We start from the raw sequence: 13457 nt of genomic DNA on the forward strand, positions 1-13457 counted from the left end.
TCAATGGCGCTCATGACCGACACAGAGATCAGCGAGATGGCTGCCGACCCGGCGGGCATCACCCCGGACACGGTCGCGGCGCCGCTCGACCTTGAGGACCTCCAGGCCGTCGTAGTGGATACCGACGACCCCGACGACACCGAAGAAGGGGCCCGCGTCGCACTCGCCGTTCGCGAGGTCCTCGAACGCCAGCTCGCGGCCGGTCAGGCGCTGAGCTGTGAGCTGCTCTACGTGGCCAGCGGTGTCACCGCCGCCGTCGCCGAGGCCCCCGCTGTAGTGCTCGGCGCGGTCCGCGGTGGGGCGACTCTGCCTGCCGCCTTCACCCAGAGCAGCAGCGTGCTGCAGGACGTCGTCACCGATGCCGGTGACCGTATCCGCTCCGCGATCGGCGACTACATCAGCGGTCAGGCGAACCTGCCGAATGCTGTCATCGGCGGTACCGCCGAAGTGACCGGATCAGTGGTCCGCGCGCAGGGGACCGTGTTGTCCTCCGCCGTCGACGCCGCCTTCACCGTGGCGACCGTCGCGATCCAGCGCGGCGAAGTCAGGGACACCATCGACCAGGAGTGGCGCGAACTGGCTGCGGCCGCGGCATCCGCTCGGCAGAGCGTCGGCGAGAAGTTCGACGCTGCCCGCGACGGCGTCCGCCAGGCCGTCGCCGTTGCCGTCGCGGACTGACAGAGCCAGAATCAGAACGGCGGCGGGTCGCCCTCTTGCGGAGTTGGCGCGGCAGCTTCGCTGCGGTGGGGGGCGTTGCGCGTCGATGCCGCTCTACGTTGGGCTAGAAGGGCTTTGGCTTTTTCGGCGCGGGCTTGGGCTTGCGTGATGAGGGCAGCGTTGCGTTCGCGTTCGGCACGGATGCGGTACGCGTGATCTTGGGCGCGGGTGCGTTTTCGTTTGGGCACGGCAAGCCCGGTTCGATCGGGGGGGCTGGGTGGCTTTCCGGTGGGCGGCGCCTCGGTGGTGGTGATATTCCACCCCGGGAAGAGCAGGCTGGCACCAGGTTTGGTGGTGTAGGTCTTACCCGCGGGGGTGGTGACTTCCACAGTGCCATCGGGTAACTGCCGATCTGACCAGCCACCATCACCAAACCAGTGGGTTTTGATCAGGTGATGTATCCGGCAGTAGCACTTGAGGTCACCGGGATGGGTGGCGCCGTGTGGCCAGGGCTGGGTGTGGTCGATGTCGGTGAGGTCGGCGGGCCGATCGCATCCGGGGTGGCGGCAGGTCATATCCCGCATCCGGATGTACTCGGCCAGTTTGGCTGAGGGCGTGTAGTGGGGTTCCAGGTCCGGGCCAGGGGTGCTGACGTCGCGGACTGTCGCGCCGTTGCGGATCAGCTCGGCCAGCAGCGGGGCAGGCACGATGGCCCCACCCAGGATCACTCCGACACCGCGACGCACCGCCGCCGAGGCCGGTAAGGGCCGAGCCTCGGGCTCCGCGCACGGTGCCGGATCCGCCTCGGTCTGCTGAGTCTCGGGCTCGAGCTGCTGACTCTCGTGGGCTGGCGCCGCAAGGGGTCCCTGCCCGTGCAGGGCGGGGTCGGGTTGAGCCGTCACGGCGTTCTGGTCGGCGACGATGTGAATGACGACGCTGGATCCGCGTTTGTCATCAGCGCCGGCAGGGCAGGTCGGGGAACCGCACTGGCACGCCACATGATCCGAGCCGGCACCCAAGGCACCCAACGCGTCAGCCAGTCGTTGTCCCAGAGTGCGGGGATCGTCCTTGCAGACACCCCGGGCCATCGCATCGAGTCGTTGTTTGACGATGGCCGCGTCCGAGGCCAGCAGACGGCCCCAGATCGAGGTGGTGCCGGTCTTGTCATCACGATCCCCGAAGCTGATATCGCGGCCACGCGCCGCAACCTGCAAACGCCACACCGCGTCAGGATCGACCGCCTCGACCAGCGCGTCGATCTTCTGCACCAGCTTCTGCTCAGACAGCGGCCCCCAACTGACGACGCTGTCAGCCAGGCCGGCGTCGAGTCCGGCGAGCACACTGTCATCGCTGACCAGCAGGGTGCGCCACCGCAGCGTGTTGACCATCTTGTAATCGATCGATCCCGCCAGGAACAGCGCATTGATCTTCGGCAGCTGATCCCGAAGAAGCGCGGCAAGTTTGAGTTGGCCCACCGCCCGGCCCTGGCCGATATTCAACGCCGCCGCCACCTCAGCGGCCGCGGACGCGACCGGATCACACACCCAAAGGTGACGCTCGTCGTCCTCATCACCACAGCGCCGCAGCGCCAACTCGGCGATCGCCGCCAGCCGACGCGCATCCGCCGCCGCCGACGCACGCGCAGCAGCGGCAATCGCATCGATCAGCGCATCATCAGAGACCGCGGACAGCTCCGCGGGCTCCAACAACGACGACCGATCGAACATGCGTTCGATTATGCCACTGTCCACCGACACCTCACCGACACCAGAGGCGGCTCACGTTCGTGAAACGTGGGCGATTTCGAGGCCAGATTTCCGCCCAGGTTTCACAAGCGCGGAGGCTCAGCCCGCAACAGAACCCACGTCGGGCTCGGGTCCGAAGGTGAACCGGCGGCCAGATATCTCACCAGGGGTGATGCGGACGAACCGCAGCTTCTGGGTGGCGATCCACGGGTACAGCCCGGCGCGCTCGGCCTCGTGGATCTCGTCGGCCGTGTTCAGCACGTGGGCCGTGCCGCGGATGACGACACTCCAGGCGTCGGCGACGTTGTGGTCGTCGGCTTCGAAGAGCACCTGATCGTTGGCAACGGTACTGAAGAGCTTGGTGCCCTCGGCCGTCCGGAAGAGCACGGTACGTCGCTGGATCACAAAGTTCACCGGGAAGATCTCCGGCCGACCCGCGGCCACCGTCACCAAGCGACCCAGCGCCATCGCCGAGACGAGCTGCCAGCTCTCGTCCGCGCTCAGTTCGGTCACTGGTGCTACGTCGATGGCCATACCTCATGTTTCTTCGGGCACGCCGGCGCCCGCTAGGGACGCGGGGCACCCCCGCGAAGGCCGAAAGGCCTCGAACGCCCTAGTGCCTGCGCGGCGCGCGCAGTCGAGTCGTCACCCCGATGCGATTCCAGGCGTTGATGGTGAGCACCATCGCAATCACCTGGCCCAGTTCACGTTCGCCGAAGGCCTCCGCCGCCCTGGCGTAGACCTCATCGGACACGTGGTCACCGCCGGGCAGATCCGTCATCTCTTCGGTCAGGGCCAGCGCGGCTTTCTCCGGCTCGGCGTAGAGGTCCCCGGCCTCCCGCCACGCCGACAGCAGGTAGATGCGCTGCTCGGTCTCGCCGCGTTTGCGGGCGTCGTGCGTGTGCATGTCCAGGCAGAACGCGCAGTGATTGAGCTGCGACGCACGGATCTTGATCAGTTCGGCCAGCCCGGGGTCCAGATCTTTGGCCGCTGCGTTGTTGAGGGCGACCATCGCCTCGTAGACCTCGGGCGAGACGCGGTTGAGGTTGATGCGGGTTGTCGGCCTGCTGAGTGTCTCGGTCATGTTGTCCACGCTAGAACCGCAAAGGCCCATATTCATGGTTCAATTCGGCCGTGGTTTCGTGGGCCAATAGCGCAGACCTGCACCTCGATCTGCGGGAGGCGATCACTCCCGGCAGTCGCGGAGTTCGCGAGGTTCTGCTCAGCGCGCTGCGCGATGCGGTGCGATCCGGCCGGCTGATCACCGGAACGGCACTGCCACCGTCGCGCAGCCTGGCCGCCGACCTCGGTCTGTCCCGCAACACCGTCGCCGACGCCTACGCCGAACTGGTCGCCGAGGGCTGGCTCGCATCGCGGCAGGGTGTCGGCACCTGGGTGGTCAACGCCACCGGCAACCAGCTACCGGCCCGGCCCCGCGGCACCCACGGCGAACCGACCCACAACTTCCTGCCCGGGTCCCCAGACGTCTCGGCCTTCCCCCGGGCGGCCTGGCTCGCCTCGACCCGTCGTGCGCTCAACGCCGCACCAACCGAGGCACTGCGACTGGGCGACCCCCGCGGCCGACCCGAGCTGCGGATCGCCGTCGCCGAATATCTGGCCCGTGCCCGCGGCGTCCGGGTCTCGCCGGACAACGTCATGATCAGCGCCGGCACCCGGCATGCCGTCGAAGTACTGGCCCGGATGTTCGGGCCCGCCGCCCCGATGGCGCTGGAAGCGTACGGGCTCTTCATTTTTCGCGACTGCATCGCCGCGACGGGAGTGCCGACGGTGCCGATCGGCTTCGACGAGATGGGCGCGGTGGTGTCCGATCTGGACGGGCTGAACACACCCGCGACCCTGCTCACCCCTGCGCATCACTATCCGCACGGCGTGCCACTGCACCCGTCGCGGCGGACCGCCGTCGTCGACTGGGCGCAGCGCACCGACGGTTACGTCATCGAAGACGACTACGACGGTGAGTTCCGCTACGATCGCCAGCCGATCGGCGCCCTGCAGAGCCTCGACCCCGACCGGGTGATCTATCTGGGCTCAGCCAGCAAAAGCCTGACGCCGGCGCTGCGGCTGGGCTGGATGGTGCTGCCCGCCGATCTCGTCGACGACGTGATCGCCGTCGCCGGGCAGCAGTGGTACGTCGATGCGCTTTCCCAGCTGACGATGGCCGATTTCATCGCCAGCGGCGGCTACGACCGGCACATCCGCCGGATGCGCAACACCTACCGCAGGCGCCGAACGGTCCTGATCGACAGACTGACCGCCTTCGCGCCGGCGATCTCGGTCAGCGGGGTGCCTGCGGGGCTGCACCTGCTGCTCACCCTGCCCGACGGCACCGAGCATGAGGTGCTTCGGCGGGCGGGTGAAGCCGGGGTGGGGATCGCCGGCCTGTCCCGGCTGCGTCACCCGCTCGCAGCGCCAACGGTTCCCCGACCCGACGGTGTGGTGGTCAATTTCGGGACGCCGGCCGACCACGGCTTCGCCGCAGCGGTGGATGCGCTGTGCGCGGTTCTCGCCGCGGTTACCGCAGAGCAGCCAGCTCCGCGGCCAGGTTCTCCCGCGCCGCCCGCTCCCAGCGCTGCCGCCCCTCCGGCGTCCGGTAGAGGGCGGGAGTGGCCAACAGCGCCTCGATGATGCGGGACCGGCCGGCCCGGAATTCACTCTCGCGGACATGGGCGTACTCGGTGCGGATCGCCTTGCCGTTGGCCAGGTAATCCGCCCGCGGCAGTGCCAGGGCCGCCAGATCCGCATCAGAAAGGACCGCACCGTTGCGGTCATCCGGTGCCGGGTCGTGCTCGACCGTCAACCGCACCAACCGCGCCACCTCGGCGACCAGCTCGGTCGGCAGCCCCAGCGCAGCCAGGTCGGTCTCGGCCAGGCGGGCGCTTTGTTCCTCGTCGTCGGAGCGGCCCGCGTAGACGGCATCGTGGTACCAGGCGGCCAGCCGGACCGCAGCGACATCCGTGGCTGTGTGCAAGACGGCGGGCGCCAGCTCATCCACGGCGACAAGAACACCCCGTAGATGCTCGAGCGTGTGATAGCGGCGGTGCGGTTCCGCCCAGCGAGCCAGAACGGCGCGGCCCGTCCCGTCGATATCGCCCGTCGTGCTGTAGGGGGCAAGCAAGTTGTGCCACGCCTCGACCAGATCCTGCACGAGATCATTCTTGCAGCCAGGTCCCCCGGCTAGATCTACCGCTCGCTCCTCAACCACCTCGTCCCTCGCCGGCATCGGTCGACTCGCTAGGCTTTCGCGCGATGGCCGAACTACGCCCTGAGGACGACACACGCCTGAGTTTGATGACCCAGGTGTGGCGCTTTCTCGTCACCGGCGGGCTGTCGGCGATCGTCGACTTCGGCCTGTACCTGGTGTTCCTGCGACTGTTCGCATCGTCCTGGGACGCCAGCGAGGACGTGCGCGTCAACGTCGCCAAAACGCTGAGCTTCATCGCGGGCACGACCACCGCGTACCTGATAAACCGGCGCTGGACCTTCCAGGCGCCGCCGAGCCGGGCCAGGTTCATCGCGGTCGTCGCCCTGTACGCCGTCACCTACCTCGTCCAGGTCGGCATCAACCACGTCTTCTACTTCCAGTTCGCCGGTGAGCCGTGGCGGGTGCCGGTCGCATTCGTCATCGCCCAGGGCACCGCGACCGTGATCAACTTCATCGTTCAGCGAGCTGTGATCTTCCGGCTGCACTGAGCTTGCGGGCCCAGACGGTACCCTCGTTCCACGATGTCCACGAATCTGCCGACGACCTCGCGCGCCCTCTCGGGGTTCGGGCGCACCGCACCGTCAGTCGCTCAAGTACTGGCTACCCCCGACCTTGATTTGATCGCCGCCGCAGTCAAAGAGGTGGCCGATGCCAGCCCAGCAAGTCCGTCGTTTCTGCGACGAGGCGTCATCGCCCGCGGTCTTGGACGCTCCTATGGCGACCATGCCCAGAACGGCGGCGGTCTGGTCATCGACATGACCCGGCTAAACACCGTGCATTCCATCGACGCCGACACCAAGATCGCAGACGTCGACGGTGGAGTCAGCCTTGACCAACTGATGAAAGCGGCACTTCCGTTCGGGCTGTGGGTACCTGTGCTGCCCGGCACACGACAGGTGACGATCGGGGGTGCCATCGCGTCCGATATTCACGGTAAGAACCACCACAGTGCGGGCAGCTTCGGCAATCATGTGTTGTCGCTGGAGCTCCTGATGGCCGACGGCGAGATCCGCACGCTGACTCCGGATGGCGCGCAAGCAGACCTGTTCTGGGCGACCGTGGGCGGGAACGGGCTGACCGGCATCATCGTGCGCGCCCGAATCGCGATGACGCCCACGGAGACTGCCTACTTCATCAACGACGGCATCGCCACCAAGAACCTCGATGAGACGGTCGAAGTTCACCTGGACGGTAGCGAGAACAGTTACACCTACTCCAGCGCCTGGTTTGATGCCATCAGTCCGCCACCGAAGCTGGGCCGGGCCGCGATCACCCGCGGAAGACTGGCAAAGCTCGACGAGCTACCAGCGAAACTCGCCAAGAATCCGCTGAAATTCGATGCGCCGCAACTGATGACGGTGCCGGACGTATTTCCGATAAGCGCAATGAACAAGCTTTCGTTCAGCATCATCGGCGAGTTGTACTACCGGCGTGGAGGCAACTACACGAACAAGGTGCAGAACCTGACGCAGTTCTATCACCCACTCGACTTGGTGGGCGGATGGAACCACGCATACGGACCCGCAGGTTTTGCCCAGTATCAGTTCCTGGTGCCACCCGATGCGATGGCGGAGTTCAAAGCCATCATCCGGTCGATCCAAGCCAGCGGACACTACTCCGTGTTGAACGTGTTCAAGCTTTTCGGCCCGGGAAACCGTGCGCCGCTGAGCTTTCCAATGGCCGGCTGGAATGTGGCCATGGACTTTCCCACCAAGAATGGTGTCGATGCCTTCCTCAACGGCCTCGACGACCGGGTGCTCGAATTCGGTGGTCGCGTCTACACCGCCAAAGACTCTCGCGTGAACGCCGAGAGGTTTCACAAGATGTATCCCCGCATCGACGAGTGGGTCGCCGTGCGCCGCAAGGCCGACCCGAACGGCGTCTTCGCATCCGATATGGCCCGACGTTTGGAGTTGCTGTAAATGGTCCTCGACGGCACCGGTAACCCGCAGTCCATCCTGCTTCTGGGCGGCACCTCCGAAATCGGCCTCGCGATCTGCGCGCGCTACCTGCAGAATTCGTCGGCAAGGGTGGTGCTGGCCGACCTGCCGAACCATCCGCGCCGCGACGAGGCCATCGCCACGATGGAGGCGGCCGGCGCCAAGTCCGTCGAATGGCTGGACTTTGACGGTGTCGACACCGCAAGCCATCCCGAGTTGATCGACAATGCTTGGGCCGCCGGCGATGTCGACGTCGCGATCGTGGCGTTCGGCCTGCTCGGCGACGCCGAGGAACTGTGGCAGAACCAGCGCAAAGCAGTACAGATCGCCGAGATCAACTACACCGCAGCCGTTTCCGTCGGCGTGCTGGTCGGCGAGAAGATGCGGGCCCAGGGCTCCGGCCGGATCATCGCGATGAGCTCCGCCGCGGGTGAGCGGGTCCGGCGATCCAACTTCGTCTACGGCTCCACCAAGGCCGGCCTCGACGGCTTCTATCTGGGACTGGGAGAAGCATTGCGCGAGTTCGGAGTTCGGGTGCTGGTCATCCGTCCCGGGCAGGTACGTACGTCGACGACGATTGCACACTGGAAGGCGACCGGCGCCAAGGAGGCTCCGTTCACCGTCGACAAGGAGTACGTGGCCAACCTCGCGGTCACCGCGTCGGCCAAGGGGAAGGACCTGGTCTGGGCGCCGGGCGCCTTCCGGTACGTGATGATGGTGCTGCGCCACGTCCCGCGTCCCATCTTCCGCAAACTGCCCATCTGACATGAGAACCGCGCTGGCAGGTGCCGGCAGGACACTCGGCCACATGGTGGTGGCAGCGGTCGCCACCGTGGTGTTGTCTGCCGTCGCGCTGATCGCGATCGGCCGTGTCCAGTGGCCGGCGTTCCCGTCGTCGAACCAACTGCACGCCCTGACCACCGTCGGCCAATTCGTCTGCCTGGTCGCCCTGTTGGGCGCGGGACTGCTGTGGCGCCGCGGCCGCCAGCTACTCGCACATGCGACAGCGGTGGTATTCCTGGCGGCATTCACCGTGGCGACCATCGCGATGCCGCTGGGCGCGACGAAGTTGTACCTGTTCGGTATCTCCGTCGATCAGCAGTTCCGCACCGAATACATCACCCGCCTGGCCGACAGCCCCGCGTTGCGCGATATGACGTATGCCGGTCTGCCGCCGTTCTACCCGCCGGGCTGGTTCTGGATCGGCGGCCGTGCGGCCGCACTGACCGGCACCCCGGCGTGGGAGATGTACAAGCCGTGGGCGATCACCTCGATGGCCGTCGCGGTCGTACTGGCATTCGTGCTCTGGACCAAGCTGATCCGCTTCGAGTACGCCCTGGTCGTGACCACCGCGACCGCGGCGGTCACGCTGGCCTACGCATCGTCCGAGCCCTACAGCGCGATAATCACGGTCCTGCTGCCGCCGGTGCTGGTGCTGGCATGGTCTGGCCTGCGGGCGCCGAAAACGGGCGGCTGGGGCGCGATCGTCGGCGTCGGGATCTTCCTCGGCGTCACCGCGACGTTCTACACACTGCTACTCGGACTCGCCGCGCTCACCTTCACGCTGATGGCGCTCCTGCTGGCGGTAACCCGGCGCTCGTGGCAACCGATCATCCGCCTGGTCGTCATCGGTGGGATCTCGATCGTCATCGGCCTGATCACCTGGCTGCCGTTCCTGTTGCGCGCCGCCCGTGAACCGCTCACCGGCACCGGCAGCGCCCAGCACTACCTGCCCGCCGACGGCGCGGTACTGACCTTCCCGATGATGCAGTTCTCACTGCTCGGTGCGCTGTGCATGCTCGGCACGCTCTGGCTGATCGTCCGCGCCCGGACCTCCGTGCGGGCCGGAGCGCTGGCCATCGGCGTGGTGGCCTTCTATCTGTGGTCGGTGCTGTCGATGCTGACCACGCTCGTCGGCACGACGCTGCTGTCGTTCCGGCTGCAGCCGACGCTGACCGTGCTGCTGGCCGCCGCAGGAGCGTTCGGCTTCATCGAGGTCACCCTGGCGGCGGCCGCGCGGTGGAACCGCAACCTCGTCACGGTCGCCGCCGCAATCGGGCTGGTCGGCGCCGTCGCATTCAGCCAGGACATCCCCGACGTGCTGCGCCCCGACCTCGACGTCGCGTACACCGATACCGACGGCAGCGGGCAACGGGGCGACCGTCGACCACCGGGCGCCGAGAAGTACTACGCCGAGATCGACGCCGCCATCATGGCCGCGACGGGACGGCCCCGCGACGAAACCGTGGTGTTGACGGCCGACTACAGCTTCCTGTCGTTCTACCCCTACCTGGGCTTTCAAGGTCTGACCTCGCATTACGCGAACCCATTGGCGCAGTTCGACAAACGCTCCGCCGCGATCGGCAGCTGGGCTGACATCAAGACCGCCGACACGTTCGTCCAGGCTCTCGACGAACTGCCTTGGGAGCCGCCGACCGTCTTCCTGATGCGCCGCGGTGCAGGCGATTCCTACACACTGCGTCTGGCCGAAGACGTCTACCCCAACCAGCCCAACGTGCGCCGCTACACCGTCGACCTGGGCTCGGCGCTGTTCGCCGGTCCGCACTTCACCGTCAAGGACATCGGGCCGTTCGTGCTGGCCATCCGGAATCCGCATTGATGGCCGCAGGGGCGCCGGGCGCACCCCCTCAGACAGGGGAATTACCATCTAGCTCCGTGAACGGCACGGGGACCAACCATCGGACTGCCCGCATGGTCGCCATCGTCGCCGGACTACTCGGCGCGCTGCTGGCCGTCGCCACCCCGTTCCTGCCGGTCACACAGACCACCGCGGAGCTCAACTGGCCGCAGAACGGTGTGCTGGACAGCGTCACCGCTCCCCTCATCGGGTACGTCGCCACCGATCTGACGATCACCATCCCGTGCCAGGCCGCCGCGGGATTGGCCGGACCCGAGAACGCCGCCCGGACGGTCCTGCTCTCGACCGTCCCCAAACAGGCGCCGAAGGCCGTCGACCGGGGACTGCTGATCGAGCGGGTCGGCAACAACCTGCTGGTCATCGTCAGGAACACCCCTATCGTCACCGCCCCGCTGAGCCAAGTGCTCAGCCCCGCCTGCCGACAACTCGTGTTCACCGCGAAGGCCGACAAGGTCACCGGCGAATTCGTCGGCCTCGTCGAGGGTCCCGATCAGGACGACCCCGGCCAACCGCTGCGCGGCGAGCGCACCGGGTACGACTTCCGGCCGCAGATCGTCGGCGTCTTCACCGATCTGTCGGGGCCCGCCCCGCCCGGGTTGAAGCTCTCCGCGACGATCGACTCCCGCTACAGCAGTTCGCCGACGGTGCTGAAGATGCTGGCGATGATCGTCGGGGTGGCCCTGACGGTCATCGCGCTCGGTGCGCTGCACGTGCTGGACACCGACGACGGCATGCGGCACCGCCGCTTCCTGCCGACCCACTGGTGGTCGATCAAACCGTTGGACGGCGTGGTCACCGCGATGCTCGTCTGGTGGCATTTCGTGGGCGCCAACACCTCCGACGACGGCTACATCCTGACGATGGCCCGGGTGTCGGAGCATGCCGGCTACATGGCCAACTACTACCGCTGGTTCGGCACCCCGGAAGCACCGTTCGGCTGGTACTACGACCTGCTGGCGTTGTGGGCCCATGTCAGCACCCACAGCGTCTGGGTGCGGCTCCCGACCCTGCTGATCGGGCTGGCCTCCTGGTGGGTGATCAGCCGTGAGGTGATTCCCCGCCTGGGCGCCTCCGTCAAACGCAACCGGGTGGCGGCGTGGACGGCCGCCGGCATGTTCCTGGCCTTCTGGCTGCCGCTGAACAACGGGTTGCGGCCCGAGCCGATCATCGCGCTCGGCCTCCTGCTGACCTGGTGCTCGGTGGAGCGGGGGGTGGCGACCAGTCGGCTGCTTCCGGTGGCGATCGCCATCATCATCGGCGCCCTGACGCTGTTCTCCGGGCCCACCGGAATCGCCGCCGTCGGTGCCCTGTTGGTCGCGATCGGCCCGCTGAAAACGATTGTCGCCCGGCATACTTCACGGTTCGGCTACCTGGCTCTGCTGGCGCCGATCCTGGCCGCCTGCACCGTCACGATCATCCTGATCTTCCGCGACCAAACCTTCATCGGCGAGCTGCAGGCCAGCTCGTTCAAATCCGCGGTCGGTCCGAGCCTGGCCTGGTTCGACGAGCACATCCGCTACGAGCGCCTGTTCACCACCAGCCCAGACGGTTCGGTGGCCCGGCGCTTCGCAGTTCTGACCCTGCTGCTGGCCCTGGCCGTCTCCGTGGCGATGACGCTACGCAAGGGCCGGATCCCCGGCACCGCAGCGGGTCCCAGCCTGCGCATCATCGGCATCACGATCATCTCGTTCCTGGCGATGATGTTCACCCCCACGAAGTGGACCCATCACTTCGGCGTCTTCGCCGGCCTGGCCGGGTCGCTGGGCGCACTGGCCGCCGTCGCCGTGAGTGCGGCCGCGATGCGCTCGCGACGTAACCGGGCGCTGTTTGCCGCGGTCGTGCTGTTCCTGACCGGCCTGTCGTTCGCCACCGTCAACGGCTGGTGGTACGTCTCCAATTTCGGTGTGCCGTGGTCGAATTCCTTCCCCGAGTGGCACTTCGGCTTCACCACCATGCTGCTCGGGTTGTCGGTGGTCGCCCTCCTAGTCGCCGCCTGGTTCCATTTCAACGGCCGCGACCACTCGCCGACCGACGGTGACGGGCCCCGCTGGCGCCGAATCACCCAGGCCCCATTGATGATTGCCGCGTGGGCCCTGGTGCTGTTCGAGGTGGTGTCACTGACGCTCGGAATGACCGAGCAGTACCCCGCCTGGAGTGTCGGGCGGTCCAATCTCGAGGCGCTCACCGGTAAGACCTGCGGCCTGGCCAATGACGTTCTGGTGGAACAGGACCCGAACGTCGGCCTACTCACCCCGATCGGAGTTCCCGTCGCCGACGGACTGGGCACCGCGGCCACCTCCACCGGCTTCAGCCCGAACGGCATCCCCGTCGACGTGTCGGCGGACCCGGTCATCGGTCAGCAGGAGGACAACTTCGCCGACACCTCCAGTTCGAGCGACACCGGCGGCGAAGAAGACTCCCGAGGCGGGATCACCCCGTCGGCCGGGATCAACGGTTCCCGCGCGCGCCTGCCGTTCGGCCTCGACCCCGCCCGCACCCCGATCATGGGCAGCTGGCGCAGCGGAGCCCAGCAGCCTGCACTGTTGCGCAGCGCGTGGTACCCGCTGCCCCCGCGCGACCAAGCCGGACCGCTGCTGGTGGTGTCCGCGGCCGGCCGGTTCGACGCCTCGGATCTGATGGTGCAGTGGACCACCGGCGACGAAGCCGAGTCCGAACCCAAGGGAGCCATCGGTTTCGGTGATGTCGGCTCGGCGCCCGCCTGGCGCAACCTGCGGGCCCCATTGTCGGGCATCCCGTCCGACGCCACCCGGATCCGGTTGGTGGCCAAGGACAACGACCTCTCCCCGACGCACTGGATCGCCCTGACCCCGCCCCGGATCCCACAGCTGCGCACCCTGCAGGACGTCGTCGGATCGCAGGATCCGGTGCTGCTGGACTGGCTGGTCGGCATGGCGTTCCCGTGCCAGCGGCCGTTCGGTCACCAGTACGGCGTCACCGAGGTACCGAAGTGGCGGATCCTGCCCGACCGGTTCGGCGCCGAGGCCAACTCACCTGTGATGGACAACATCGGCGGCGGTCCGCTGGGCATCAGCGAGCTGCTGTTCCGCGCCACCACCGTCCCGACCTACCTCAAGGACGACTGGTTCCGCGACTGGGGCTCCCTGCAGCAGCTCAACCTCTTCTATCCCGCCGCCCAGCCCGCCCGACTCGACCTGGGCACGGCAACGCGCAGCGGTCTGTGGAGTCCGGCACCTCTACGGCCGACATAGCTG

Annotated in this window: 10 protein-coding genes and 1 pseudogene; 7 read left to right on the forward strand and 4 right to left on the reverse strand. The window is 67.2% G+C overall.

Annotation, left to right across the window (positions count from 1 at the left end; all coding sequences use genetic code 11):
• Positions 1-12: 12 nt before the first annotated feature.
• On the forward strand, positions 13-678 hold the full coding sequence (locus tag H7J73_RS08850) for a hypothetical protein (RefSeq protein ID WP_264066951.1): 666 nt from the start codon (positions 13-15) through the stop codon (positions 676-678).
• Between the two features lie 11 nt (positions 679-689).
• On the opposite strand, the gene H7J73_RS08855 is transcribed toward H7J73_RS08850, so the two are convergent.
• The 3 genes from H7J73_RS08855 to H7J73_RS08865 form a co-directional block, all read right to left on the reverse strand.
• On the reverse strand, positions 690-2384 hold the full coding sequence (locus H7J73_RS08855; RefSeq protein WP_264066952.1) for an HNH endonuclease signature motif containing protein: 1695 nt from the start codon (positions 2382-2384) through the stop codon (positions 690-692).
• 117 nt (positions 2385-2501) lie between these two features.
• Positions 2502-2936 (reverse strand): pyridoxamine 5'-phosphate oxidase family protein, encoded by a 435-nt coding sequence (locus H7J73_RS08860; protein WP_264066953.1) that lies wholly within the window; start codon positions 2934-2936, stop codon positions 2502-2504.
• Positions 2937-3015: 79 nt separating this feature from the next.
• Positions 3016-3486, reverse strand: coding sequence for a carboxymuconolactone decarboxylase family protein (locus H7J73_RS08865; protein WP_264066954.1), 471 nt, complete (start codon positions 3484-3486; stop codon positions 3016-3018).
• Positions 3487-3536: 50 nt separating this feature from the next.
• On the opposite strand from H7J73_RS08865, the pseudogene pdxR reads away from it, so the two are divergent.
• Positions 3537-4934: pseudogene (pdxR, locus tag H7J73_RS08870) on the forward strand (MocR-like pyridoxine biosynthesis transcription factor PdxR); the annotation flags it as partial.
• A gap of 1 nt (position 4935) precedes the next feature.
• Here pdxR and H7J73_RS08875 read toward each other — a convergent pair.
• Positions 4936-5568: an HD domain-containing protein gene (locus tag H7J73_RS08875; protein ID WP_264066955.1), complete on the reverse strand. Its 633-nt coding sequence runs from the start codon at positions 5566-5568 to the stop codon at positions 4936-4938.
• A 101-nt stretch (positions 5569-5669) separates the two neighbouring features.
• Between H7J73_RS08875 and H7J73_RS08880 the strand changes: the two genes are divergently transcribed.
• The 5 genes from H7J73_RS08880 to H7J73_RS08900 all read left to right on the forward strand — a co-directional run bounded on the left by H7J73_RS08880 (position 5670) and on the right by H7J73_RS08900 (position 13454).
• Positions 5670-6113 carry a GtrA family protein gene (locus H7J73_RS08880; RefSeq protein WP_264066956.1) on the forward strand — a complete coding sequence of 148 codons (444 nt, stop codon included), beginning with the start codon at positions 5670-5672 and terminating at the stop codon, positions 6111-6113.
• 33 nt (positions 6114-6146) lie between these two features.
• Positions 6147-7547: a decaprenylphosphoryl-beta-D-ribose oxidase gene (dprE1, locus tag H7J73_RS08885; RefSeq protein ID WP_264066957.1), complete on the forward strand. Its 1401-nt coding sequence runs from the start codon at positions 6147-6149 to the stop codon at positions 7545-7547.
• Positions 7548-8330 carry a decaprenylphospho-beta-D-erythro-pentofuranosid-2-ulose 2-reductase gene (gene dprE2, locus H7J73_RS08890; RefSeq protein ID WP_264066958.1) on the forward strand — a complete coding sequence of 261 codons (783 nt, stop codon included), beginning with the start codon at positions 7548-7550 and terminating at the stop codon, positions 8328-8330.
• A 1-nt stretch (position 8331) separates the two neighbouring features.
• The gene (locus H7J73_RS08895; protein WP_435405451.1) at positions 8332-10185 is read left to right on the forward strand and encodes a galactan 5-O-arabinofuranosyltransferase; all 1854 of its coding nucleotides are present in this window, start codon (positions 8332-8334) and stop codon (positions 10183-10185) included.
• 92 nt (positions 10186-10277) lie between these two features.
• Complete coding sequence (locus H7J73_RS08900; RefSeq protein WP_276031079.1) at positions 10278-13454, forward strand: arabinosyltransferase domain-containing protein; 3177 nt, start codon at positions 10278-10280, stop codon at positions 13452-13454.
• Positions 13455-13457: the final 3 nt, after the last annotated feature.

The sequence above is a fragment of the Mycolicibacterium komossense genome, from assembly GCF_025822605.1.
Lineage (GTDB): Bacteria > Actinomycetota > Actinomycetes > Mycobacteriales > Mycobacteriaceae > Mycobacterium > Mycobacterium komossense.

Coding starts and splice junctions, on each gene's coding strand:
- H7J73_RS08850 (WP_264066951.1), top strand. CDS start 13: ATGACCGACACAGAGATCAGCGAGATGGCTGCCGACCCGGCGGGCATC.
- H7J73_RS08855 (WP_264066952.1), bottom strand. CDS start 2,384: ATGTTCGATCGGTCGTCGTTGTTGGAGCCCGCGGAGCTGTCCGCGGTC.
- H7J73_RS08860 (WP_264066953.1), bottom strand. CDS start 2,936: ATGGCCATCGACGTAGCACCAGTGACCGAACTGAGCGCGGACGAGAGC.
- H7J73_RS08865 (WP_264066954.1), bottom strand. CDS start 3,486: ATGACCGAGACACTCAGCAGGCCGACAACCCGCATCAACCTCAACCGC.
- H7J73_RS08880 (WP_264066956.1), top strand. CDS start 5,670: ATGGCCGAACTACGCCCTGAGGACGACACACGCCTGAGTTTGATGACC.
- dprE1 (WP_264066957.1), top strand. CDS start 6,147: ATGTCCACGAATCTGCCGACGACCTCGCGCGCCCTCTCGGGGTTCGGG.
- dprE2 (WP_264066958.1), top strand. CDS start 7,548: ATGGTCCTCGACGGCACCGGTAACCCGCAGTCCATCCTGCTTCTGGGC.
- H7J73_RS08895 (WP_435405451.1), top strand. CDS start 8,332: ATGAGAACCGCGCTGGCAGGTGCCGGCAGGACACTCGGCCACATGGTG.
- H7J73_RS08900 (WP_276031079.1), top strand. CDS start 10,278: ATGGTCGCCATCGTCGCCGGACTACTCGGCGCGCTGCTGGCCGTCGCC.